We start from the raw sequence: 21,041 nt of genomic DNA, 5'->3' as shown, positions 1-21,041 counted from the left end.
AACAGGGCGACGAGCCTGGCCGAACTGGGTGGTGGACTCCCCCGCCCCGCCGCAGGGCGGGGACGGAGGGGGTTACTGCCTCGGGCTCACTTGGCCCGTTCGAGGATCTCGACGACGCGCCAGCGCTTGGTGGCCGACAGCGGACGGGTCTCCATGATCAGGACCCGGTCGCCGATGCCGCACGCGTTCTGCTCGTCGTGCGCCTTCAGCCGGCTGGTGCGGCGCAGGACCTTGCCGTACAGCGGGTGCTTGACGCGGTCCTCGACGGTCACGACGACGGTCTTGTCCATCTTGTCGCTGACGACGAGGCCCTCGCGGGTCTTGCGCGAGTTGCGCTCCTCGACCTGAACCTGCTCGCTCATGCGGCACCGTCCTCGTTGCTCTGACCCGGGGTGGACCGGATGCCGAGCTCGCGCTCGCGCACCACGGTGTAGATCCGGGCGATGTCCTTCTTGACCGAGCTGAGTCGCCCGTGGCTCTCCAGCTGGCCGGTGGCCGCCTGGAACCGCAGGTTGAACAGCTCCTCCTTGGCCTCGCGGAGCTTGGCCTCGAGGTCGACGTTGTTGAGCTCGTCGAGCTCGTGGGCGGAGAGACCCTTCGCCATCAGAATTCACCCGCCTCTCGCGTGACGAACCGGCACTTCATGGGGAGCTTGTGCATGGCGCGGCGCATCGCCTCGCGGGCGACGTCCTCCGGCACACCGGACAGCTCGAACATGACGCGACCGGGCTTGACGTTGGCGACCCACCACTCCGGCGAGCCCTTACCCGAACCCATGCGGGTCTCCGCAGGCTTCTTGGTGAGCGGGCGGTCGGGGTAGATGTTGATCCACACCTTGCCGCCACGCTTGATGTGACGGGTCATGGCGATACGGGCCGACTCGATCTGTCGGTTGGTCACGTAGTGACCCTCGATCGCCTGGATGCCGAAGTCACCGAACGCCAGCGAGGTGCCGCCCTTGGCAGCGCCGGAGCGCTTGGGGTGGTGCTGCTTGCGGTGCTTGACGCGACGGGGCATCAACATGGTCAGGCCTCCGATCCGGCGGTGGACTCAGCGGGGGCAACCGCCTCGGCCGGAGCGTCGGCGGTCTCGGGAGCGCGGTCGCCGCGAGCCGGACGGTCGCCACGGCTGCCGCGACCGGGACGGTCGCCACCGCGGGTCGGACGACCCGAGCGGCCGGGGACGCCGGCGCGGGCGGCGGCCTGGGCCTGACGCTCGGCACGGGTGCCGGCGACCTCGCCCTTGTAGATCCAGACCTTCACGCCGATGCGGCCGAAGGTGGTCTTGGCCTCGTAGAAGCCGTAGTCGATGTCGGCACGCAGCGTGTGCAGCGGGACGCGACCCTCGCGGTAGAACTCGGTACGCGACATCTCGGCGCCGTTGAGTCGACCCGAGCACTGGATCCGGATGCCCTTGGCACCCGAGCGCATCGTGGTCTGCATCGCCTTGCGCATCGCGCGACGGAACTGCACGCGGCCGGCGAGCTGCTCGGCGACACCCTGGGCGACGAGCTGGGCGTCGACCTCGGGGTTCTTGACCTCGAGGATGTTCAGCTGCACCTGCTTGCCGGTGAGCTTCTCCAGCTCGCCGCGGATGCGGTCGGCCTCGGCGCCGCGGCGGCCGATGACGATGCCCGGACGAGCGGTGTGGATGTCGACGCGCACGCGGTCACGGGTGCGCTCGATCTCGACGCGCGCGATGCCGGCCCGCTCCATGCCCTTGGAGAGCAGCTTGCGGATGGCGACGTCCTCGCCGACGTAGGACCGGTACAGCTTGTCGGCGTACCAGCGCGACTTGTGGTCGGTGGAGATGCCGAGACGGAAGCCGTTCGGGTTGATCTTCTGGCCCATCAGGCACCCTTCCCCTTCGTGGCGGCCACGACGGACGCCGGCTGGACGACCAGCGTGATGTGGCTCGTGCGCTTGTTGATGCGGGTCGCCCGACCCTGCGCACGCGGACGCCAGCGCTTCATCGTCGGACCCTCGTCGACCCGCGCGACCGAGACGATCAGGTCGTTGCGGTTGAGGCCCTCGGTGGTCTCGGCGTTGGCGATCGCGCTCTCGAGCACCTTGTAGACGGTCTCGGAGGCGGCCTGCGGCGCGAACTGCAGCAGGGACAGCGCCTCGTCGACGGGAAGGCCGCGGACCAGGTCGATGACCCGGCGCGCCTTCATCGGCGTGATGCGGACGAACCGCGCACTCGCGAAGGCACCCGGCTGGTCGCCGAGCAGCGACTCGCGGCGGGCGCTGACGCGCTGACGCTCACTGGTGCTCATCGACGACGTCCCTTCCGGTCTTCCTTGACGTGACCGCGGTAGGTGCGGGTGGGGGCGAACTCGCCCAGCTTGTGGCCGACCATGGAGTCGGACACGAAGACCGGGACGTGCTTGCGACCGTCGTGCACCGCGATGGTGTGACCGATCATGTCCGGCACGATCATCGAGCGGCGCGACCAGGTCTTGATGACGTTGTGGGTGCCCTTCTCGTTCTCCGCGTCCACCTTCTTCTGCAGGTGGTCGTCGACGAAGGGGCCCTTCTTCAGGCTGCGAGGCATTACTTACGGCCCTTTCCGGACTTGCGACGGCGAATGATCTGGGCGTCGGAGGCCTTGCGCTTGCGCGTACGGCCCTCGGGCTTGCCCCACGGGGAGACCGGGTGACGACCACCGGAGGTCTTACCCTCACCACCACCGTGCGGGTGGTCGACCGGGTTCATGACGACACCACGGACGGTCGGGCGCTTGCCCTTCCAGCGCATGCGGCCGGCCTTGCCCCAGTTGATGTTCGACTGCTCGGCGTTGCCGACCTCGCCGAGCGTGGCGCGGCAGCGCACGTCGACGAAGCGCATCTCGCCCGAGGGCAGACGCAGCGTGGCGCGCGAACCCTCACGGGCAACGAGCTGGGCGCTGTTGCCGGCCGAGCGGGCCATCTTCGCGCCACCGCCGGGGCGGAGCTCGACGCAGTGGATGGTCGAACCGACCGGGATGTTGCGCAGCGGCAGGTTGTTGCCGACCTTGATGTCGGCGCCGACGCCGGACTCCACGACCATGCCCTGGGTCAGACCCTTGGGCGCCACGATGTAGCGCTTCTCGCCGTCGGCGTAGTGCAGCAGCGCGATGCGGGCGGTGCGGTTGGGGTCGTACTCGATGTGAGCGACCTTGGCCGGCACGCCGTCCTTGTCGTAGCGACGGAAGTCGATGATGCGGTACGCACGCTTGTGACCGCCGCCCTGGTGACGGGTGGTGATCCGGCCCTGGTTGTTGCGGCCGCCCTTCTTGGGCAGCGGCACCGTCAGGGACTTCTCCGGCGTGGTGCGGGTGATCTCGACGAAGTCGGCGACCGACGCGCCACGACGACCGGGCGTGGTCGGCTTGTACTTGCGGATAGCCATCAGTTCAGTCCTCTACTCGCCCGGTCAGGAGACCGGACCTCCGAAGATGTCGATGCGGTGACCCTCGGCCAGGCTGACGATGGCGCGCTTGGTGTCCTTGCGACGGCCGATGCCGGTCCGGGTCCGACGGGCCTTGCCCTGACGGTTGAGGGTGTTCACCGAGGTGACCTTGACGCCGAAGATCTTCTCGACCGCGATCTTGATCTCGGTCTTGTTGGCGTCGGGGCGCACGATGAACGTGTACTTGTTGGCGTCGAGCAGGCCGTAGCTCTTCTCGGAGACGACCGGCGCGATCAGGATGTCGCGGTGGTCCTTGTGCAGGGTGCTCACTTGGCGGCCTCCTTGCTGCTCACGAACGCCTCGAAGGCGCCCTTGCTGAACACGATGTCGTCGGCGGCGAGGACGTCGTAGGTGTTGACCTGGTCGACGGCCACGATGTGCACCTCGACCGCGTTGCGCAGCGAGAGCCAGGTGACGGTGTCGGAGCGCTCGAGGACCACGAGGAAGTTCGCGCGATCGGCGACGAGGCTCTTGAGGTTCGCCAGGGCGGTCTTGGTCGACGGGGCGGTGCCCTCGACCAGCGACTCGACGACGTGGATGCGGCCGTTGGCAGCCCGGTCGGAGAGGGCACCGCGCAGGGCGGCGGCCTTCATCTTCTTGGGGGTGCGCTGGCTGTAGTCGCGCGGCTGCGGGCCGTGGACGGTGCCACCGCCGGCGAACTGCGGAGCGCGGGTCGAGCCCTGACGGGCGCGGCCGGTGCCCTTCTGCTTGTAGGGCTTCTTGCCACCACCGCGGACCTCGCCGCGGGTCTTGGTGGCGTGCGTGCCCTGACGCGCAGCGGCCTGCTGGGCGACGACGACCTGGTGGATCAGCGGGATGTTGACCTTCGCCTCGAAGATCTCCGCGGGCAGGTCGACCGTGACGGTCTTGACGGCCATGCTCAGGCCTCCTTCGGGTGGATCTTCGCGGCCGTACGGAGGACGACGACGCCGCCCTTCGGGCCGGGCACGGCGCCCTTGAGAAGGATCAGGCCCTTCTCGGCGTCGACCGCGTGGACGGTGACGTTCTGGGTGGTGACGGTGTCGGTACCCATGCGGCCGGCCATGCGCACACCCTTGAACACGCGACCCGGCGTGGCGCAGGCGCCGATCGAGCCGGGCTTGCGGTGGTTGCGGTGCGCACCGTGCGAGGCGGACACACCGGCGAAGCCGTGACGCTTCATCGTGCCGGCGAAGCCCTTGCCCTTGCTGGTGCCGGTGACGTCGATCTGCTCGCCCGCGGCGAACGTGTCGACGCCGAGCTCCTGACCGACCGTGTACTCGGCGGCCAGCGCGGTGCGGATCTCCACGAGGTGACGACGCGGGGTCACGCCGGCCTTGGCGAAGTGCCCGGCCTCCGGCTTGTTGACCTTGCGCGCCTCGATCTCGCCGAAGCCGATCTGGACGGCGTTGTAGCCGTCGGTCTCGGGGGTGCGCACCTGGGTGACGACGTTGGTCGCGGCGGCGACCACGGTCACGGGGACGACGCGGTTGTTCTCGTCCCAGACCTGGGTCATGCCGAGCTTGGTGCCCAGCAGCCCCTTCGCGTTGCGTTCGAAAGTCATCTCTCCAACCTCAGAGCTTGATCTCGATGTCCACGCCCGCGGGAAGGTCGAGACGCATGAGCGAGTCGACGGTCTTCGGGGTGGGGTCGATGATGTCGATCAGGCGCTTGTGGGTGCGCATCTCGAAGTGCTCGCGGGAGTCCTTGTACTTGTGGGGCGAGCGGATGACGCAGTACACGTTCTTCTCGGTCGGCAGCGGCACCGGGCCGGCGACCTTGGCACCCGTGCGGGTGACGGTGTCCACGATCTTGCGCGCCGAGGTGTCGATCACCTCGTGGTCATAGGCCTTGAGCCTGATGCGGATCTTCTGTCCCGCCATAGGTCTCTCTCGTCCTTCACTCGTCGTACCGCGTGCCTAGTCCGGGGCGTCCTCGGGTTTGAGTCGGTCCCGCCCTGTCGTCCACCACCGGGCCGAGCGACCCCCGCGGTCGGGCGTGTCGCCATAAGCGAACATGCCGATGCGCAGGAACTGCCAGCCACCTCGGTGGCACCCGACGGTTCGTCGGATGCGGATCGGGTCCCCCGCCGCGCTGGTCGGTGACCAGGTGCGGAGCAGGTGCGGCGCACGCCGACCACCGGACTCACGGGAGACGCGATTCAGTAGTCAAGATGTGCCGCACCCCGGCGGACCCGCCGGAGCAACCTGGCTATCTTGGCAGAAGCGGCGTGGAGGGCCAAATCGGAACGGCCCCACCCTGCCTGCGGCCCCCACCGGCCCCCTGCCGGCCCCCCCACCGAGGCCCCCACCGAGCCCCGCCGCCGACCGGGATGGGTCAGGATGGGACTCCGGGGCGAACCCGCCCACCCTCTCTCGGACGAGGAGACGCCTCGATGTCGGACGCCGTCGACCCGCCCCCGCAGCCGTCCTACCCGCCGCCCGGCGGCTACCCGCCGCCCGGCGCCGGCGCCCCGCCTCCCTCACCCGTGCCGCCGGCCCAGCCCCCGGCGGCTCCGCCCCCGCCCTACGGCGGCCCTCCCTACGGCGGCCCTCCCTACGGCGGCCCTCCCTACGGCGGCCCTCCCTACGGCGGCGCCCCGGTGTGGACGCCGCCGGTGCTGCAGCCCGGCGCCGTCCCGTTGCGCCCGCTGGGCCTGGGCGACCTCTACAACGGGGCGTTCGCGGTGCTGCGTCGCAACGCCGGCGCCACCCTCGGCGCCTCGGTGCTGGTGAGCGCCCTGGCCGGTCTCATCCCGCTGCTGGTCTCGGTGCTGGTCGGGTTCAGCGGGGAGACCATCGACCTGGAGGCCGAGTCCTTCGACCTCACCGACGCCCAGCTGACCCGCCTCCTGCTGCTCGGCGGGGCGTTCGCGCTCGGCCTCCTCCTCGACCAGGTCGGCCAGGCGATCGTCACCGGCATGATCGCCGCGGTCGCCGTCGGCGCCGCCCAGGGCCGCGTCTTCCGGATGCCCGAGGCGTGGGCCGCCACCCGCGGTCTGCGCTGGCGCCTGATCGCGCTGCCGCTGCTCATCGGCCTGGTCTCGGCCCTCGCGTTCGGGCTATACATCGGTCTGTGGGTCGCGGTCATCGCGCTCAGCGACGGCGCCGCCCTGCCGGTCGTCTTCGGTCTGGTGAGCGTGCCGCTGGCGATCGCCGGCACCGTGCTCGCCTTCATCCGGCTGACCTACGTGGCGGTCCCGGCCCTGGTGATCGAGCGCATCGGCGTGTGGGCGGCGTTCGGACGGGCCGCCCGGCTCTCGCGCGGCTCGTTCTGGCGGCTCTTCGGCATCAGCCTGCTCACCGCGATCCTGGTCGGCATCGCCGGCGGCATCATCGGCGCCCCGGTCTCGTTCGGTGCGCAGATCCTCGCCTCGACCTCGCCGGAGTACGCGATCGCGATCCTCATCATCGGCCAGGTGCTCGGCAGCATCCTCTCCTCGGCCACCACCACGCCGTTCTCCTCGGTGGTCGTCAGCCTCCAGTACCTCGACCTGCGCATCCGCAACGAGGGCTACGACGTCGAGCTGCTCGCGGGTGCCGTCGGCACGGCGCCGGGCGGCGGCGGGGTGGCCACCGGGCCGGGCACGGTCTGAGCGGTCATGCTCGCGCGCGACGTGCCGGTGCTCCCGGACCCCGACCGGGCCCGCGACCTGCTGCGCCGCGAACTCCTCGACCCGGCGTACCAGACCGACGACCTGCTGCGGCGCCTGCTCGACCTGCTCGACCGGGTGCTCTCCGACGGGGTCGGCCGGGCCGGGGCGATCGACGGGCTCGGGCTCGCACTGGCGCTCCTGGTCGTGCTGTCGCTCGTCCTGGCGGTGGCGTGGCTGGCCTCGCGGGTGCGCAGCGAGGGCCGCCGGCCCGCCCCGTCCGGGAGGGTTTTGGAGGAGGACGGCGTCGTCGCGGCCGAGCTGCGTCGCCGCGCCGAGGCCGCGCTGCTCGACGGCCGACTCGCCGAGGCGGTCGTGGAGGGCTTCCGGGCACTGACGCTGCGCCAGTACGAGGCGGGCGTCCTGCCCGAGAACCCCGCGAGCACGGTCGCCGAGGTCGCCTCCGCCCTGGCCGCGGCCCACCCCGAGCGGGCGCAGACCGTGCGGCTCGTCGCGTCCCTCTTCGACGCCGTCCGCTACGGCGGCCGCACCCCGACCGTCGAGCTGGCCCGCGGCGTCCTCGCCCTCGACGACGACCTGGCCGCACGGGCGGGGGCACGCCGATGAGCACCGCGACCACCGCGCCGAGCTCCGCACCCCACGCGTCCGGCGGGCGCCTGCGCGGCCTGCGCGTGCCCCTCCTCCTCGCCCTCGCGGTGGCAGCCGTCGCCGCGATCACCGTCGCGCTGACCCCCGACGCCGCACGCACCGGCGAGCTCGACCCGGAGAACCCCGGCCGCCGCGGCGCCCAGGCGCTCGCCCGGGTGCTGGAGCAGCAGGGCGTCGAGGTCGTCGTGGCACGCGACGACGCCGGCCTCCAGGCGGCCGTCAGCCGCCTCGACGCGCCGTCCACCACCATCGTGGTCACCTCGCCGGCCGCACTCGGACGCCGCACCGGCGCGCACCTGCGCGACCTGCTGCCCGCCGCCCGCGCGGTGCTCGTCGACCCCGGGCCGGGCGTCCTGCGGCTGCTCGACATCGACACCGACGTCACCCGCGAGCAGGATGCCGCGCCGGTGGCCGCCGACTGCTCGCGAGCACCGGTCGCCGACCTGACCCTCGAGGTCGACGAACGGCTCGGCTACGACGGGCCGGGATGCTTCGGCGAGCGTCCGGCCCTCGTCGACGTCGGGCCCTACACGCTGCTCGGCGCCGGGGAGGCGCTCAGCAACGACCAGATCCTGCGCGCCGACAACGCCGCCCTGGCGCTGCGGCTCCTCGGCGGCCGTCCGCGCCTGGTCTGGTACGTCCCCGACGTCACCGAGCAGGGCGCCGCCGACGGCGTCGGACTGCGCAGCCTGCTGCCTCCGGCGCTGGTGCCGTCGCTCGTGCTGGCCCTGCTCGCGCTCGGCGCGCTCGCCCTGTGGCGCGGACGCCGGCTCGGGCCGGTGGTCACCGAGCCCCTGCCGGTCACGGTGCGGGCGGCCGAGAGCGTGCACAGCCTGGGTCGGCTCTACCACCGGGCCGGCGACCGTGGGCATGCCGCGGCCCGACTGCGCGCCGCCACCCGGTCCCGCCTCGAACGCCGCCTGGCCCTGCCGCCCGGATCGCCGCCCGATGCGCTGCGCGCGGCGATCCGCCGTACCCGGCCGAGCGTGCCGCCCGCCGTCCTCGATCCGGCCCTCGCGGACCTCTACTCCGACGTCGCCCCCCACGACGACCGCGCCCTCGTGGCCCTGGCCACCCGACTCGCCGCACTCGAACGAGAGGTAGGAGCACCATGACCGACCCCGGGACCCACCCCGGCACCGACCCCGCACCCTCCGCGACGACCGCGCGCGAGCGCCTGACGGCGGTGCGGGCCGAGGTCGCCAAGGCCGTCGTCGGCCAGGACGCCGCGGTCTCCGGTCTGCTCGTCGCGCTGCTGTGCCGCGGGCACGTGCTGCTCGAGGGCGTGCCGGGCACCGCCAAGACCCTGCTCGTGCGGTCGCTCGCTGCGGCCCTCCAGGTCGAGAGCCGGCGCGTGCAGTTCACCCCCGACCTCATGCCGGGCGACCTGACCGGCTCGATGATCCTCGACCCGCGGGCCGGCGACCTCGTCTTCCGGCCGGGCCCGGTGTTCACCGACCTGCTGCTCGCCGACGAGATCAACCGCACCCCGCCCAAGACCCAGGCGGCGCTGCTGGAGGCGATGGAGGAGGGTCAGGTCACCGTCGACGGCGTCACGCACCGGCTGCCCGACCCCTACCTGGTGGCCGCCACGCAGAACCCGCTGGAGTACGAGGGCACCTATCCGCTGCCGGAGGCCCAGCTCGACCGGTTCCTGCTCAAGGTGGTGCTGCCGGTGCCCGAGCGGGAGCAGGAGATCGAGATCCTGCGCCGGCACGCCGACGGCTTCGATCCCCGCGATGTGGCCGCGGCCGGGGTGCGCGCCGTGGCCGGGCCCGACGACATCCTGGCCGCGCGGCGTGCCGTGGCCGCGGTGCAGGTGGCGCCGGAGGTCGCGGCCTACGTCGTCGACCTCGCGCGGGCGACCCGGGCGACGCCGTCCCTCTCGGCGGGGGTGAGCCCGCGCGGCGCGACCGCGCTGCTGCGCACCGCACGGGCCTGGGCCTGGCTCTCAGGCCGCGACTTCGTGACACCGGACGACGTCAAGCTGCTCGCCCACGCCACGCTCGCCCACCGCCTGGGGCTGCGGCCCGAGGCCGAGCTCGAGGGCACCCGGGTGGAGTCGGTGCTGGCCGCCGCCATCGCCGGCGTCCCCGTGCCCCGTTAGGCCCCCGATGCGGCTGCCCCTGGCGATCACCGGCCGACTGCCCCTCCTGCTCCTCGCGGGTGTGGGGCCGGTCGTGGTGCGCCCCGGGCTCGACACCGTCGGCTGGTGGACCCTGCTGGTTCTCCTCGCCGCCGGGCTCGACGTCGCGCTGGCCGCCGCACCCGACCGGCTGCGGTTCGAGCGCGACGCGACCGCGCCGACCCGGCTCGGCGAGACCACGGCGACGCACCTGCGGGTGGAGCACGGCGGACGCCGGCGCGCCCGCGGCGTGCTGCGCGACGCCTGGCAGCCGACGGCCGGCGCCACCGGGGAACGCCACCGGCTCGACCTGCGCCCCGGCGACGGCGTCCGGCTGACGACCGCACTGACCCCGGTGCGCCGCGGCGACCTGCGGGCGGCCGGCGTCACGGTGCGGCTGCGCGGGCCGCTGGGGCTGGCCGCACGGCAGCGCACACTGCCGGTCGAGGGACGCGTGCGGGCGCTGCCGGCCTTCCCCTCGCGCGTGGCCCTGCCCTCGCGGTTGGCCCGCCTGCGCGATCTCGACGGGCGCGCGGCGGTGCGGGTGCGCGGCCTGGGCACCGAGTTCGACTCGCTGCGCGAGTACGTCCCCGGCGACGACGTCCGCTCCATCGACTGGCGCGCCACCGGCCGCAGCCGCCGTGCCGTGGTGCGCACCTGGCAGCCCGAGCGCGACCGGCGGGTGGTGCTCGTGGTCGACACCTCCCGCACCTCGGCTGCCCGGGTCGAGGACGTCCCCCGCCTCGACGCCGCCCTGGACGCGGCCCTCTTCCTCGCCGCACTCGCCACCCGGGCCGGCGACCGGGTCGACCTCGTGGCGGGCGATCGCCGGGTGCGGGCCCGGGCCCGGCTCGGCGCCGCACGCGACGCCGTCCACCGCCTCGACGACCTGCTGGCCGGCCTCGACCCGGTGCTCGCGGAGGCCGACTGGCCGACGCTGGCCGGCGCGGTCGCCGACCTGGGGCGCAACCGGGCCCTGCTGGTGCTGCTGACGACGCTCGACGCCGCGCCTCTCGAGGAGGGGCTGCTGCCGCTGCTGCCGGCGCTCACCGCGCGCCACCGCGTCCTCCTGGCCACGGTCGGGGAGCCGGAGCTGGCCCGGCTCGCGGCCCGCACCGACACCGCCGGCGAGGTCTACGCCGCGGCGGCCGCGGCCCAGGCGGCGGCGCGGCGCAGCGAGACCGCCGCCCTGCTGCGCGGCCTGGGGGTGGAGGTGGTCGACGCCGCACCCGACGGGTTGGCCGTGGCACTGGGCGACCACTACCTCGCGCTCAAGGCCGCCGGACGGCTTTGAGCCTGGATTCACCGGTTCCCCGCTACGGCGCGACGCAGCGGTGAATCCAGGCTGAGCCCGGTTCTCAGGCCGCGGTGGCGACGCGATCGTCGAGCAGGGCGGCGTCGACGTCGCCGGTGTGACCGCGCGCGACCGCGGCCCGGCCGAGCACGAAGACGTAGAGCAGGAACGCGACCTCCGCCAGGACGCCGATGCCGACACGCGCCCACGTGGGGAGACCGGACGGCGTCACGAAACCCTCGATCGCCCCGCTGACGGCGAGCACGAGCGCGAGGCCGAGCACGCAGGTGCCGGCGGTGCGGCCCTCGAGCGCGAGCGACCTGCCGCGCGGCAGCGGCCCCGGGTCGACCCAGGCCCAGCACAGGCGCAGGCCCACGCCGGCGGCGACGAAGACCGCCGTGAGCTCGAGCAGGCCGTGCGGGAGGATCAGCCCCCAGAACAGGGTGCCGCGATCGTGGCGCGTCATGATCGCGCCGATCACCGCCAGGTTGGCGATGTTGGTGAAGAGCAGCCACAGCACCGGCAGCCCGAGCACCCCGAGGGCGATGCACAGCGCGGCCACCCAGGAGTTGTTCACCCACACCTGGGTGGCGAAGTGGCTGGCCGCCGACTCGTGGTAGTACCCCTCGACGTCGTTGGTCACCAGCTCGTCGATCTGGCGCGGGCCGAGCAGGCTCTGCTCGACGGCCGGATGCTCCAGCAGCCACAGCATCATCACGGCGGTGACGACGACGTTGGCCACCAGCGTGCCCAGCCACCAGCGCCGCAGCCGGTAGAGGGCGGCCGGGAAGCGCTCGAGGAGGAACGACCGCACCGTCGCCCACGTCGTCACCCGGGCGCCTCCGGCCCGCGTGCGGGCGCGGGCCAGCAGCCAGGAGAGGTACCGCACGAGCGTCGGATCGGGGCCGAGCGACCGGACGACCGACAGGTGCGTGGCGGTGCGTTGGTAGAGGTCGAGCAGCTCGTCGGCCTCGGCACCGCTCAGCGACCGGCGGCCGGAGAGCTCCTCCAGCCGCGTCCACTCGCCGTGATGGGCCTCGGCGTAGGCGTCGACGTCCACCTCGCCACTGTAGGCGCAGCGCCGATCTAGGCTGGACCCGATGGACAGCACGCGAGTCGACGACCCCGACGCCCTCGTCACCGGCGAGGCGGTCGCGCTCGACCTGCCGATGGCCTCGCTGCCGCTGCGCATGGTCGCCTCGCTCATCGACGTCGTTCTCACCGTCGTGGCGCTCGTCGCCTTCTCCGTGCTGGCCGCCCTGGCCTCCCTCGACCTCGACACCGCGCTCGCCGAGGCGCTGGCGATCGTGCTCGTGGCCGCCGCACTGGTGGCCGTGCCGACCACCGTCGAGACGCTGACCCGCGGACAGTCGCTCGGCAAACGGGTGATGGGGCTGCGGGTCGTGCGCGACGACGCCGGCGCGATCTCCTTCCAGCACGCGTTCGTGCGGGCGCTGCTGGGCGTGGTGGAGATCTACGCGCTCAGCGGCACCCCGGCCCTGCTCACCGCAGCGCTCCATCCGCGCGGCAAGCGGCTGGGCGACCTCGCCGCCGGCACCTACGTCGTGCGCGACCGGGTGAGCTGGACGCCGGGTCCGGCGCCCACCATGCCGCCGGCGCTGGCCGCGTGGGCGGCCGGCTGCGATCTGCGCCCGATGCGTCCCGAGCTCGGCCTCGCGATCCGCCGCTTCCTCGACCGCGCGCCGACGCTCTCGCCCGCGGCCGCCGCGATGCTCGAGCAACGCCTGCTGGCCGACGCGCTCACCCACGTGCACCCGGCACCGCCGCCCGGCGCACCGGGCGACGCCGTCCTCGCGGCCCTGCTGGCCGAGCGGCGCCGTCGTTCGGCCGAGCAGCTGGCCCGTCAGGACGCCGCCCGCCGACGGCTCACCACCCGGCGTACCTGACCGTCCGCACCGTGCTCGCACGGTGTACGCCTCCCGCGCGGTGCACTAGGGTCGCCCTCCATGCAGGATGAGAACACGTTCTCATCCCGGACCGCTCCCCCCGTGCCCGTCGCCGTGTGGGGCGCCGGGAACATGGGAAGAGCCGCGATCCGCGGCGTGCTCGCCCATCCCGGCCTGCGCCTGACGGCCGTGCTGACCCACGATGCGGGCAAGGTCGGGCGCGACGCCGCCGAGCTCGCCGGGCTGACGGCGCCCAGCGGCGTGACCGCGCGCCCCGTCGACGACGTGCCGAGCGTGCTCGCCGGTCTGCGCGACGGCGCCGTGGCCTACATGGCCTCCGGCGACCTGCGGGGCGAGGACGCCCTGGCCGACGTGTGCGGCGCCCTCGCTGCCGGGGTCGACGTCGTCACGCCGTCCCTCTACGAGCTCTACGACCCGCGCGGCGCCGCGCCAGCCGTCGTCCGACCTGCGCAGGAGGCGGCCCGCGCGGGCGGTTCCTCCCTCCTGGTGAGCGGCATCGACCCGGGCTGGGCCAACGACGTGCTGCCGGTGCTCGCGAGCGGGTTGACCGGACGCATCCGCGAGGTGCGCTGCCAGGAGATCTTCGACTACTTCGACTACTCCGACTACGACGCCGAGCACACCGTGCGCGCGCTGGTCGGCATGGGCGGTCCGATGGACGTCGTCCCGCCGATGGTCGCGCCGGGCATCCCGACGATGGTGTGGGGCGGGCAGGTGCGGCTGCTCGCCCGCGCCCTCGGCCTGGAACTGGAGGCGATCCGCGAGCGGGTCGAGCGCTGCCCGCTCGACGCCGACGCCACCACCCGCCTCGGCTTCTTCGCACGCGGCACCCAGGGCGCGCTGCGGTTCGAGGTGCAGGGCATCGTGGCCGGGCGTCCGGTCGTGGTCATCGAGCACATCACCCGCATCGTGCCGACCTGCGCGCTCGCCTGGCCGCTGCCGCCCGACGGCGCCGACGGCGCCCACCGCGTCATCCTCGACGGCGACCCGCGGCTCGAGCTGACGATCGAGGCGAGCACCGAGGAGGGTCGCGCGGCCGGCGGCAACGCGACCGCCGCCTGGCGGCTGCTGGACGCCGTCCCGTGGCTGAAGGCGGCACCGCCCGGCCTCTACGACGCCCTCGACGTGCCCCTGCGGCCGGCCGTCGGCCGCTTCGACCTCTCCCCCGCCATCCCGTCCGAGGAGCCCGCATGATCATCGACATCCCCGAGGGCAGCGACCCCCTCATCCACGTGTGGGGCGAACTCGTCCCCGGCATCGGGCCGGCGGCGTCCCGTTTCGCCACCGCGGTCTACGAGCACTCCACCCTCGGCCTGCGCGAGTTCGAGGCGGCACGGCTGCGGGTCGCCCAGCTCAACGGCTGCCTGTTCTGCCAGGACTGGCGCACCGAACGCGACGGCGTGAAGGTCGAGGCCGGCTTCGAGACCGCGGTCGAGCAGTGGCGCACCACCGACGCCTTCGACGAGCGCACCCGGCTGGCCGCCGAGTACGCCGAGCGCTACACCGCCGACCACCACGGTCTCGACGAGGAGTTCTGGGGCCGCATGAAGGCCCACTACACCGACCGCGAGATCGTCGAGCTGTCGATGTGCCTGGGCTCGTGGATCGGGTTCGGTCGGCTCAACCACGTGCTCGGCCTGGACGCCGCGTGCACCCTGCCGGAGCACCTGTCGAAGCGATGAGCCTCCACCCCTCGCCCGCGGAGGTGCGCCGACTCTGGGACTTCGAGGACCCGGTCGCCTCCGAGTCACGCCTGCGCGCAGCGGCGGATGCGTCGACCAGCGCGGTCTGGACGACGCAGATCGCCCGCGCCCTCGGGCTCCAGGAGCGGACCACCGAGGCCCTGGCCCTGCTCGACGGCATCGCCGGGCACGACGACCCGGTCGTCCGGGCGTGGAGCACCCTCGAACGTGGACGCGCGCTGCGCAGCGACGGCGACCCGGAGCAGGCGGAGCGCTGGTTCGCCGAAGCCGTCGAGGCCGCGCGGACAGCCGACCTGCCCTTCCTCGAGGTCGACGCCCTGCACATGCTCGCGCTGGTCGCGCCGCCCGACGAGGCGTTGGCCGCCCACCTGCGCGCGCTCGAGGCGGCCCGCACGGCGTCCGACCCCCACACCAGCACCTGGGAGTGCTCGATCCTCACGAACATCGGGATGACCCATGCGGACGCCGGCGCCTGGCCCGAGGCGCTGACCGCCTTCGAGGAGGCACGCGCTGCTGCGCTACGTCTCCCTGACGCGGAGCAACGTCTGCTCGTGGCCGACTGGATGGTCGCGTGGGCGCTGCGGCACCTGGGCCGCCGTGCCGAGGCGCTCGAAGTGCAACGCGATCTGCGCCGCCGGCACGAGGCCGCAGGAACCTCCGACCCCTACGTCGAGGAGGAGCTCGCGATGCTCGGTGACGAGGGGGCGACCCGCTCGTAGCGGAAGTCGGTGATGGTGCGGTCGAGGGCGAGGCCCTTGCGCTCGAACTTGGTGACCGGCCGCTCCTCCCAGCGCGGCACCTCGCCGCCGCTGAGCCCGGGGGCCGCGTCGAGCACCTCGCGCATCTGTTCGGCGTAGTCGGCCCAGTCGGTGGCCAGCCGCCACACGCCGCCGGGGACGAGGCGGGAGGTCGCGAGCTCGGCGAACTCCGCCGAGATCAGGCGCCGCTTGTGGTGGCGGGCCTTGCGCCACGGGTCGGGGAAGAAGGTCCACAGCTCGGTGATCGAGGCCGGGCCGAGCAGATGCTCCAGCGACCACACCGCATCGACGCCGCACAGGCGGACGTTGTGGGCGCCCGCCTCCTCCAACCGCCACAGGGTGTCGGCGACACCGGGACGCCACACCTCGAAGGCCAGCACGTTCGCTTCGGGGCGTGCCGCCGCCAGGACGGCGGTCGCCTCGCCGACACCCGACCCGATCTCCACGATGAGCGGAGCGCTGCGGCCGAACCACTCCTCGAAGGCGAAACCCTCACGGTCGACGACGGTGTCGGGGATGACGTAGCGCTCGTGATGCGCGGCCCACGCCTCGGCCTGGCGCGGGGTGAACCGGCTGCCGCGCCGGGAGTAGGAGAGCACCTCGCGCATCCGTCGTCCGTCGTCGGTGAGCTTGTGGTGCGGGCGCGCGGGGACGACGCGCTGGCCGGTGTCCTCCATGACGCCATTGTCTCCGACATGATCGGCTCATGATCGACCGCACCCGTCTCGCGCAGCTCCACGCCGCCGAGGAGACCACCTTCCGCGAGCTCCACCCCCGCTCGGCCGAGCTCGCCGCCCGCGCCCACGGCTCCCTGCTCGCCGGCGTCCCGATGCCGTGGATGACCCGGTGGCCCGGCGCGTTCCCGGTGTTCGTCGACCACGCCGAGGGCGCCCGGCTGGTCGACGTCGACGGCGTCTCCTACGTCGACCTGTGCCTGGGCGACACCGGCGCCATGACCGGCCACGCGCTGCCGCAGATCACCGAGGCGATCACCGCCCGGGCCGGCCGCGGTGTCACCACGATGCTGCCGGGCGAGGACGCCGTGTGGGTCGGCGAGGAGCTCGCCCGGCGCTTCGGCCTGCCCGCCTGGCAGCTGGCGATGTCGGCCACCGACGCCAACCGGTTCGTGCTGCGCTTCGCCCGCCACCTCACCGGCCGGCCGCGCGTGGCCGTCATGGACTGGTGCTACCACGGCACGGTCGACGAGAGTCTCGCGGTGCTCGACGGCGACCGCGTCGTCCCGCGCCCGGGCGCGCTGGGGCCGCAGGTCGACGTCGCCGTCACCACCGCCGTCGTGCCGTTCAACGATCTCGACGCCCTCGACCGCCGGCTCGCGCAGGGCGACGTCGCGTGTCTGCTCATGGAGCCGGCGCTCACCAACATCGGCATCGTGCTGCCCGAGGAGGGCTACCTCGCGGGCGTCCGCGAGATCACCCGTCGCCACGGCGTCCTGCTGATCAACGACGAGACCCACACCATGTGCGCCGGCCCCGGCGGGGCCACCCGGGCATGGGACCTCGAGCCCGACCTGATCGTGGTCGGCAAGGCGATCGCCGGCGGCATCCCGGCCGCGGCCTACGGCATGACGGCCGAGATCGCCGCACGGCTGGCCGGGCCGATGCTCGGCCACGAGATCGACGTCGCCGGTGTGGGCGGCACGCTCACGGGCAACCCGCTCGCCACGGCCGCGATCCGGGCCACCCTGTCGAGCTGCCTGCGCGAGGAGGACTTCGCCGGCGCCGTCCCGCTGGCCGAACGGTTCACCGCCGGCGTCGCCGGGGTCATCGAGGCGGCCGGACTGCCCTGGCACGTGCAGCGACTGGGCTGCCGCGCCGAGTACTGGTTCTGCCCGCCGCCCCGGGACGGCGCCGCCGCCGCGTCCGCCGTCGATGAGGAGATCGAGGCGTTCTTCCACCTCTGGGCGCTCAACCGCGGAGTGCTGCTGACGCCGTTCCACAACATGGCGCTCTTCTCCCCCGCCCACACCGAGGCCGACGTCGACCGGCACACCGAGGTGTTCGCCGGTGCCGTCGAGGCGCTCACGGCCTGAGCCGGAGACGCAGCAGGGCCCCCAGCCTCACGGCTGGGGGCCCTGCTGTCTGAACTGGTCAGATCACCGGAGAGTCAAGCTCACTTCGTGATCTTCGTGACCCGGCCGGCGCCGACGGTGCGGCCACCCTCACGGATCGCGAACCGCAGGCCCTCGTCCATGGCGATGGGCTGGATGAGCTCGACCGACATCTCGGTGTTGTCACCCGGCATGACCATCTCGGTGCCCTCGGGGAGGGTCACGACGCCGGTCACGTCCGTGGTACGGAAGTAGAACTGCGGGCGGTAGTTGTTGAAGAACGGCGTGTGACGGCCGCCCTCCTCCTTCGAGAGGATGTAGACCGAGGCCTCGAAGTTGGTGTGCGGGGTGGTGGTGCCCGGCTTGATCACGACCATGCCGCGCTCGACGTCCTCGCGCTTGGTACCGCGCAGGAGCAGACCGACGTTCTCACCGGCCTGGCCCTCGTCGAGGAGCTTGCGGAACATCTCGACGCCGGTGACGGTGGACTTCTGCGAGCCCTCGCGGATGCCGACGATCTCGACCTCCTCGCCGACCTTGACGATGCCGCGCTCGATACGACCGGTGATGACGGTGCCACGACCGGTGATCGTGAAGACGTCCTCGACGGGCATGAGGAACGGCTTGTCGGTCTCACGCTCGGGGGTCGGGATGTACTCGTCGACCGCAGCCATGAGCTCGAGGACCGACTTGCCCCACTTCTCGTCGCCGTTGAGGGCCGGGAAGGCCGCCACGCGCACGACCGGGATGTCGTCGCCCGGGAACTCGTACTCGGAGAGGAGCTCGCGCACCTCCATCTCGACGAGCTCGATGAGCTCGTCGTCGTCGACCATGTCGCACTTGTTGAGGGCGACGACCAGGGCGGGCACGCCGACCTGGCGGGCGAGCAGCACGTGCTCACGGGTCTGGGGCATCGGACCGTCGGTGGCCGCCACGACCAGGATCGCGCCGTCCATCTGGGCCGCGCCGGTGATCATGTTCTTGATGTAGTCGGCGTGACCGGGGCAGTCGACGTGGGCGTAGTGACGGCCCTCGGTCTGGTACTCGACGTGCGCGATCGAGATGGTGATACCGCGCTGGCGCTCCTCGGGAGCCTTGTCGATCTCGTCGAACGGCGTGAACGGGTTGATGTCCGGGTACGCGTCGTGCAGCACCTTGGTGATCGCCGCGGTCAGCGTCGTCTTGCCGTGGTCGATGTGACCGATGGTGCCGATGTTGACGTGCGGCTTGGTCCGCTCGAACTTCGCCTTAGCCACTGGGGGCTCCTCCTGGGTTGTTTGTTACTTGACTCGTACAGAAAGGGTGGTGCCGAGGACCTGCGAGAGATTACTCGCCGCGGGCCTTCTTGATGATCTCGTCGGCGATGTTCGAAGGAACCTCGGCGTACGAGTCGAACTCCATCGAGTACGACGCCTGGCCGGAGGTCTTGGACCTCAGGTCGCCGACGTACCCGAACATCTCGGACAGCGGCACGAGGGCCGACACGACGATGTCGCCGTGACGCTCCTCCTGCGCGCGGATCTGGCCACGACGGGAGTTGATGTCGCCGATGACGGTACCGAGGAACGACTCGGGGGTCGTCACCTCGACGGCGAACATCGGCTCCAGCAGGACCGGCTTGGCCATGCGGGCGGCCTCCTTGAAGGCCTGGTTGCCGGCGATCTTGAACGCGAGCTCGGAGGAGTCGACGTCGTGGTAGGCGCCGTCCTCGAGGATGTAGCGCACGTCGACCATGGGGTAGCCGGCGAGCACGCCGAACTCCATGGCGTCCTGTCCACCCTGGTCGACCGAGGGGATGTACTCCTTCGGCACGCGACCGCCGGTGACGTTGTTGACGAACTCGTAGCCCGCACCGAGGCCGGTCTCGGGGTCGGTGTTGGGCTCGATGGAGACGAGCACCTTCGCGAACTGACCCGAACCACCGGTCTGCTTCTTGTGCGTGTAGCCGTGGTTCTTGACCGACTGGCGGATGGTCTCGCGGTAGGCGACCTGCGGCTTGCCGACGGTGGCCTCGACCTTGAACTCCCGCTTCATGCGGTCGACCAGGATCTCCAGGTGGAGCTCGCCCATGCCGGCGATGATGGTCTGGCCGGTCTCCTCGTCGGTCTTGACGACGAAGGTGGGGTCCTCCTCGGCGAGACGCTGGATGGCGACGCCGAGTTTCTCCTGGTCGGACTTGGTCTTGGGCTCGATGGCGACCTCGATCACCGGGGCCGGGAAGGTCATCGACTCCAGCACCACCGGGTTGGCGGCGTCGGAGAGCGTGTGACCGGTCTTGGTGTCCTTCAGACCCATGACGGCCACGATCTGACCGGCACCGACCGACGCGATCTCCTCACGCTTGTTCGCGTGCATCTGGTAGACCTTGCCGATGCGCTCCTTGCGACCGTTGGTCGAGTTGAGCACGGTGGCGCCGGCCTCGAGCTTGCCCGAGTAGACGCGCACGAAGGTGAGACGACCCAGGTGCGGGTCGGCGGCGATCTTGAACGCCAGCGCCGAGAGCGGCTCGTCGGCCGACGGCTTGCGGGTGATCTCGTTCTCCGGGGTCTCCTCCGCGTTCGGCTTGTGGCCGACGATGGCGTCGACGTCGACCGGGCTCGGCAGGTAGTCGATGATCGCGTCGAGCAGGGGCTGCACGCCCTTGTTCTTGAACGCGGTGCCGGTGAGGATCGGGTTCAGCTTGTCGGCGAGCGTCGCGCGACGGATGGCGGCCTTGAGGGTCGGGACGTCGAACTCGTCGCCGTTCTCGAGGTAGACCTCCATGATGTCGTCGTCGGCCTCGGCGAGGGTCTCGACGAGCTTCTCGCGGTACTCGGCGGCCTTGTCGGCCAGGTCCGCGGGGATCTCCTCGACGACGTAGTCCTCGCCCTGCTTGGTCTCGCCGCGCCAGACCTTGGCGTTCATCTCGACCAGGTCGACGACGCCGATGAAGTCGGCCTCGGCACCGATCGGGAGCTGGAGGATCAGCGGGGTCGAGTTGAGCTTCTGCACGATCGAGTCGACGACGCGGTAGAAGTCGGCGCCCGTGCGGTCGAGCTTGTTGACGAAGCACATGCGCGGGACGGCGTACTTGTTGGCCTGACGCCACACCGTCTGCGACTGCGGCTCGACACCGGCGACACCGTCGAAGACCGCGACGGCGCCGTCGAGGACGCGCAGCGAGCGCTCGACCTCGACGGTGAAGTCGACGTGACCGGGGGTGTCGATGATGTTGATCTGGTGCGACTTCCACCAGCAGGTGGTCGCGGCGGAGGTGATCGTGATGCCACGCTCCTGCTCCTGCTCCATCCAGTCCATGGTGGCTGCGCCGTCGTGGACCTCACCGATCTTGTAGGAGATACCGGTGTAGAAGAGGATGCGCTCGGTGGTGGTGGTCTTGCCGGCGTCGATGTGCGCCATGATGCCGATGTTGCGGACGGTCTTGAGGTCCGTGGTGATGTCGACGGCCACTGTTGTTCAGCGTTCCCTTGCGGTAG

General features: G+C 72.1%; 24 protein-coding genes and 1 pseudogene. 10 read left to right on the top strand and 15 right to left on the bottom strand.

Annotated features, from left to right (window positions below; all coding sequences use genetic code 11):
• Positions 1 to 86: 86 nt before the first annotated feature.
• The 11 genes and pseudogenes from rpsQ to rpsJ form a co-directional block, all read right to left on the bottom strand.
• Positions 87 to 362, bottom strand: a complete 276-nt coding sequence (rpsQ, locus tag ABD671_RS10445; RefSeq protein ID WP_344733291.1) for a 30S ribosomal protein S17 — start codon at positions 360 to 362, stop codon at positions 87 to 89.
• Complete coding sequence (gene rpmC / locus ABD671_RS10440; protein ID WP_344733290.1) at positions 359 to 604, bottom strand: 50S ribosomal protein L29; 246 nt, start codon at positions 602 to 604, stop codon at positions 359 to 361. Before rpmC ends, rpsQ begins: the two co-directional genes overlap by 4 nt.
• Positions 604 to 1,023, bottom strand: coding sequence for a 50S ribosomal protein L16 (gene rplP, locus ABD671_RS10435; protein WP_344733289.1), 420 nt, complete (start codon positions 1,021 to 1,023; stop codon positions 604 to 606). The genes rpmC and rplP overlap by 1 nt, the downstream gene beginning before the upstream one ends.
• 2 nt (positions 1,024 to 1,025) lie before the next feature.
• On the bottom strand, positions 1,026 to 1,850 hold the full coding sequence (gene rpsC / locus ABD671_RS10430; RefSeq protein ID WP_344733288.1) for a 30S ribosomal protein S3: 825 nt from the start codon (positions 1,848 to 1,850) through the stop codon (positions 1,026 to 1,028).
• The gene (gene rplV, locus ABD671_RS10425) at positions 1,850 to 2,275 is read right to left on the bottom strand and encodes a 50S ribosomal protein L22 (protein WP_344733287.1); all 426 of its coding nucleotides are present in this window, start codon (positions 2,273 to 2,275) and stop codon (positions 1,850 to 1,852) included. Before rplV ends, rpsC begins: the two co-directional genes overlap by 1 nt.
• On the bottom strand, positions 2,272 to 2,553 hold the full coding sequence (gene rpsS / locus ABD671_RS10420; RefSeq protein ID WP_224128385.1) for a 30S ribosomal protein S19: 282 nt from the start codon (positions 2,551 to 2,553) through the stop codon (positions 2,272 to 2,274). Before rpsS ends, rplV begins: the two co-directional genes overlap by 4 nt.
• Positions 2,553 to 3,389 carry a 50S ribosomal protein L2 gene (rplB, locus tag ABD671_RS10415; protein WP_344733286.1) on the bottom strand — a complete coding sequence of 279 codons (837 nt, stop codon included), beginning with the start codon at positions 3,387 to 3,389 and terminating at the stop codon, positions 2,553 to 2,555. The genes rpsS and rplB overlap by 1 nt, the downstream gene beginning before the upstream one ends.
• A gap of 24 nt (positions 3,390 to 3,413) precedes the next feature.
• The gene (gene rplW, locus ABD671_RS10410; RefSeq protein WP_344733285.1) at positions 3,414 to 3,719 is read right to left on the bottom strand and encodes a 50S ribosomal protein L23; all 306 of its coding nucleotides are present in this window, start codon (positions 3,717 to 3,719) and stop codon (positions 3,414 to 3,416) included.
• 2 nt (positions 3,720 to 3,721) lie between these two features.
• Positions 3,722 to 4,327, bottom strand: a pseudogene (gene rplD, locus ABD671_RS10405) (50S ribosomal protein L4); the annotation flags it as partial.
• A 2-nt stretch (positions 4,328 to 4,329) separates the two neighbouring features.
• Positions 4,330 to 4,992, bottom strand: a complete 663-nt coding sequence (gene rplC / locus ABD671_RS10400) for a 50S ribosomal protein L3 (RefSeq protein WP_344733283.1) — start codon at positions 4,990 to 4,992, stop codon at positions 4,330 to 4,332.
• Between the two features lie 10 nt (positions 4,993 to 5,002).
• The gene (rpsJ, locus tag ABD671_RS10395) at positions 5,003 to 5,311 is read right to left on the bottom strand and encodes a 30S ribosomal protein S10 (protein WP_008360994.1); all 309 of its coding nucleotides are present in this window, start codon (positions 5,309 to 5,311) and stop codon (positions 5,003 to 5,005) included.
• Between the two features lie 512 nt (positions 5,312 to 5,823).
• Between rpsJ and ABD671_RS10390 the strand changes: the two genes are divergently transcribed.
• Genes ABD671_RS10390 through ABD671_RS10370 form a run of 5 tightly spaced genes read left to right on the top strand, consistent with a single transcriptional unit; the run spans position 5,824 to position 11,108 of the window.
• A complete protein-coding gene (locus ABD671_RS10390) occupies positions 5,824 to 7,023 on the top strand; it encodes a hypothetical protein (RefSeq protein WP_344733282.1) in 1,200 nt (399 codons plus the stop codon).
• Positions 7,024 to 7,029: 6 nt separating this feature from the next.
• Positions 7,030 to 7,647, top strand: a complete 618-nt coding sequence (locus ABD671_RS10385; protein WP_344733281.1) for a DUF4129 domain-containing protein — start codon at positions 7,030 to 7,032, stop codon at positions 7,645 to 7,647.
• Complete coding sequence (locus tag ABD671_RS10380; protein WP_344733280.1) at positions 7,644 to 8,804, top strand: DUF4350 domain-containing protein; 1,161 nt, start codon at positions 7,644 to 7,646, stop codon at positions 8,802 to 8,804. Before ABD671_RS10385 ends, ABD671_RS10380 begins: the two co-directional genes overlap by 4 nt.
• Positions 8,801 to 9,796 (top strand): AAA family ATPase, encoded by a 996-nt coding sequence (locus ABD671_RS10375; RefSeq protein WP_344733279.1) that lies wholly within the window; start codon positions 8,801 to 8,803, stop codon positions 9,794 to 9,796. Before ABD671_RS10380 ends, ABD671_RS10375 begins: the two co-directional genes overlap by 4 nt.
• A gap of 7 nt (positions 9,797 to 9,803) precedes the next feature.
• On the top strand, positions 9,804 to 11,108 hold the full coding sequence (locus ABD671_RS10370) for a DUF58 domain-containing protein (protein ID WP_344733278.1): 1,305 nt from the start codon (positions 9,804 to 9,806) through the stop codon (positions 11,106 to 11,108).
• Positions 11,109 to 11,172: 64 nt separating this feature from the next.
• Here the strand turns inward: ABD671_RS10370 and ABD671_RS10365 are convergent, their stop codons facing one another.
• On the bottom strand, positions 11,173 to 12,168 hold the full coding sequence (locus ABD671_RS10365; protein ID WP_344733277.1) for a stage II sporulation protein M: 996 nt from the start codon (positions 12,166 to 12,168) through the stop codon (positions 11,173 to 11,175).
• 40 nt (positions 12,169 to 12,208) lie between these two features.
• On the opposite strand from ABD671_RS10365, the gene ABD671_RS10360 reads away from it, so the two are divergent.
• From ABD671_RS10360 to ABD671_RS10345, 4 genes are all read left to right on the top strand, one after another.
• Complete coding sequence (locus ABD671_RS10360; protein WP_344733276.1) at positions 12,209 to 13,015, top strand: RDD family protein; 807 nt, start codon at positions 12,209 to 12,211, stop codon at positions 13,013 to 13,015.
• A 102-nt stretch (positions 13,016 to 13,117) separates the two neighbouring features.
• On the top strand, positions 13,118 to 14,230 hold the full coding sequence (locus tag ABD671_RS10355; RefSeq protein ID WP_344733275.1) for an NAD(P)H-dependent amine dehydrogenase family protein: 1,113 nt from the start codon (positions 13,118 to 13,120) through the stop codon (positions 14,228 to 14,230).
• Positions 14,227 to 14,718: a carboxymuconolactone decarboxylase family protein gene (locus tag ABD671_RS10350; protein WP_344733274.1), complete on the top strand. Its 492-nt coding sequence runs from the start codon at positions 14,227 to 14,229 to the stop codon at positions 14,716 to 14,718. Before ABD671_RS10355 ends, ABD671_RS10350 begins: the two co-directional genes overlap by 4 nt.
• Complete coding sequence (locus ABD671_RS10345) at positions 14,715 to 15,458, top strand: tetratricopeptide repeat protein (RefSeq protein WP_344733273.1); 744 nt, start codon at positions 14,715 to 14,717, stop codon at positions 15,456 to 15,458. The genes ABD671_RS10350 and ABD671_RS10345 overlap by 4 nt, the downstream gene beginning before the upstream one ends.
• On the opposite strand, the gene trmB is transcribed toward ABD671_RS10345, so the two are convergent.
• Positions 15,404 to 16,174: a tRNA (guanosine(46)-N7)-methyltransferase TrmB gene (gene trmB / locus ABD671_RS10340; RefSeq protein WP_344733272.1), complete on the bottom strand. Its 771-nt coding sequence runs from the start codon at positions 16,172 to 16,174 to the stop codon at positions 15,404 to 15,406. The genes ABD671_RS10345 and trmB overlap by 55 nt on opposite strands.
• A gap of 29 nt (positions 16,175 to 16,203) precedes the next feature.
• On the opposite strand from trmB, the gene ABD671_RS10335 reads away from it, so the two are divergent.
• A complete protein-coding gene (locus tag ABD671_RS10335) occupies positions 16,204 to 17,547 on the top strand; it encodes a transaminase (RefSeq protein ID WP_344733271.1) in 1,344 nt (447 codons plus the stop codon).
• An 80-nt stretch (positions 17,548 to 17,627) separates the two neighbouring features.
• On the opposite strand, the gene tuf is transcribed toward ABD671_RS10335, so the two are convergent.
• Positions 17,628 to 18,821 (bottom strand): elongation factor Tu, encoded by a 1,194-nt coding sequence (tuf, locus tag ABD671_RS10330; protein ID WP_344733269.1) that lies wholly within the window; start codon positions 18,819 to 18,821, stop codon positions 17,628 to 17,630.
• A gap of 70 nt (positions 18,822 to 18,891) precedes the next feature.
• Positions 18,892 to 20,964, bottom strand: a complete 2,073-nt coding sequence (gene fusA / locus ABD671_RS10325; protein ID WP_425574909.1) for an elongation factor G — start codon at positions 20,962 to 20,964, stop codon at positions 18,892 to 18,894.
• Positions 20,965 to 21,041 lie beyond the last annotated feature (77 nt).

Origin of the sequence: Nocardioides fonticola (assembly GCF_039536805.1) — a bacterium.
Classification (GTDB): Bacteria; Actinomycetota; Actinomycetes; order Propionibacteriales; family Nocardioidaceae; genus Nocardioides; species Nocardioides fonticola.
Note: the sequence above shows the minus strand (reverse complement) of the source record. Positions and strands in the feature narration are given on the sequence as shown.

Bases quoted from the DNA above. Each gene is read 5' to 3' on its own strand.
- rpsQ (WP_344733291.1), bottom strand. From the start codon at position 362: ATGAGCGAGCAGGTTCAGGTCGAGGAGCGCAACTCGCGCAAGACCCGC.
- rpmC (WP_344733290.1), bottom strand. From the start codon at position 604: ATGGCGAAGGGTCTCTCCGCCCACGAGCTCGACGAGCTCAACAACGTC.
- rplP (WP_344733289.1), bottom strand. From the start codon at position 1,023: ATGTTGATGCCCCGTCGCGTCAAGCACCGCAAGCAGCACCACCCCAAG.
- rpsC (WP_344733288.1), bottom strand. From the start codon at position 1,850: ATGGGCCAGAAGATCAACCCGAACGGCTTCCGTCTCGGCATCTCCACC.
- rplV (WP_344733287.1), bottom strand. From the start codon at position 2,275: ATGAGCACCAGTGAGCGTCAGCGCGTCAGCGCCCGCCGCGAGTCGCTG.
- rpsS (WP_224128385.1), bottom strand. From the start codon at position 2,553: ATGCCTCGCAGCCTGAAGAAGGGCCCCTTCGTCGACGACCACCTGCAG.
- rplB (WP_344733286.1), bottom strand. From the start codon at position 3,389: ATGGCTATCCGCAAGTACAAGCCGACCACGCCCGGTCGTCGTGGCGCG.
- rplC (WP_344733283.1), bottom strand. From the start codon at position 4,992: ATGACTTTCGAACGCAACGCGAAGGGGCTGCTGGGCACCAAGCTCGGC.
- rpsJ (WP_008360994.1), bottom strand. From the start codon at position 5,311: ATGGCGGGACAGAAGATCCGCATCAGGCTCAAGGCCTATGACCACGAG.
- ABD671_RS10390 (WP_344733282.1), top strand. From the start codon at position 5,824: ATGTCGGACGCCGTCGACCCGCCCCCGCAGCCGTCCTACCCGCCGCCC.
- ABD671_RS10385 (WP_344733281.1), top strand. From the start codon at position 7,030: ATGCTCGCGCGCGACGTGCCGGTGCTCCCGGACCCCGACCGGGCCCGC.
- ABD671_RS10380 (WP_344733280.1), top strand. From the start codon at position 7,644: ATGAGCACCGCGACCACCGCGCCGAGCTCCGCACCCCACGCGTCCGGC.
- ABD671_RS10375 (WP_344733279.1), top strand. From the start codon at position 8,801: ATGACCGACCCCGGGACCCACCCCGGCACCGACCCCGCACCCTCCGCG.
- ABD671_RS10370 (WP_344733278.1), top strand. From the start codon at position 9,804: ATGCGGCTGCCCCTGGCGATCACCGGCCGACTGCCCCTCCTGCTCCTC.
- ABD671_RS10360 (WP_344733276.1), top strand. From the start codon at position 12,209: ATGGACAGCACGCGAGTCGACGACCCCGACGCCCTCGTCACCGGCGAG.
- ABD671_RS10350 (WP_344733274.1), top strand. From the start codon at position 14,227: ATGATCATCGACATCCCCGAGGGCAGCGACCCCCTCATCCACGTGTGG.
- ABD671_RS10345 (WP_344733273.1), top strand. From the start codon at position 14,715: ATGAGCCTCCACCCCTCGCCCGCGGAGGTGCGCCGACTCTGGGACTTC.
- trmB (WP_344733272.1), bottom strand. From the start codon at position 16,174: ATGGAGGACACCGGCCAGCGCGTCGTCCCCGCGCGCCCGCACCACAAG.
- ABD671_RS10335 (WP_344733271.1), top strand. From the start codon at position 16,204: ATGATCGACCGCACCCGTCTCGCGCAGCTCCACGCCGCCGAGGAGACC.
- fusA (WP_425574909.1), bottom strand. From the start codon at position 20,964: ATGGCGCACATCGACGCCGGCAAGACCACCACCACCGAGCGCATCCTC.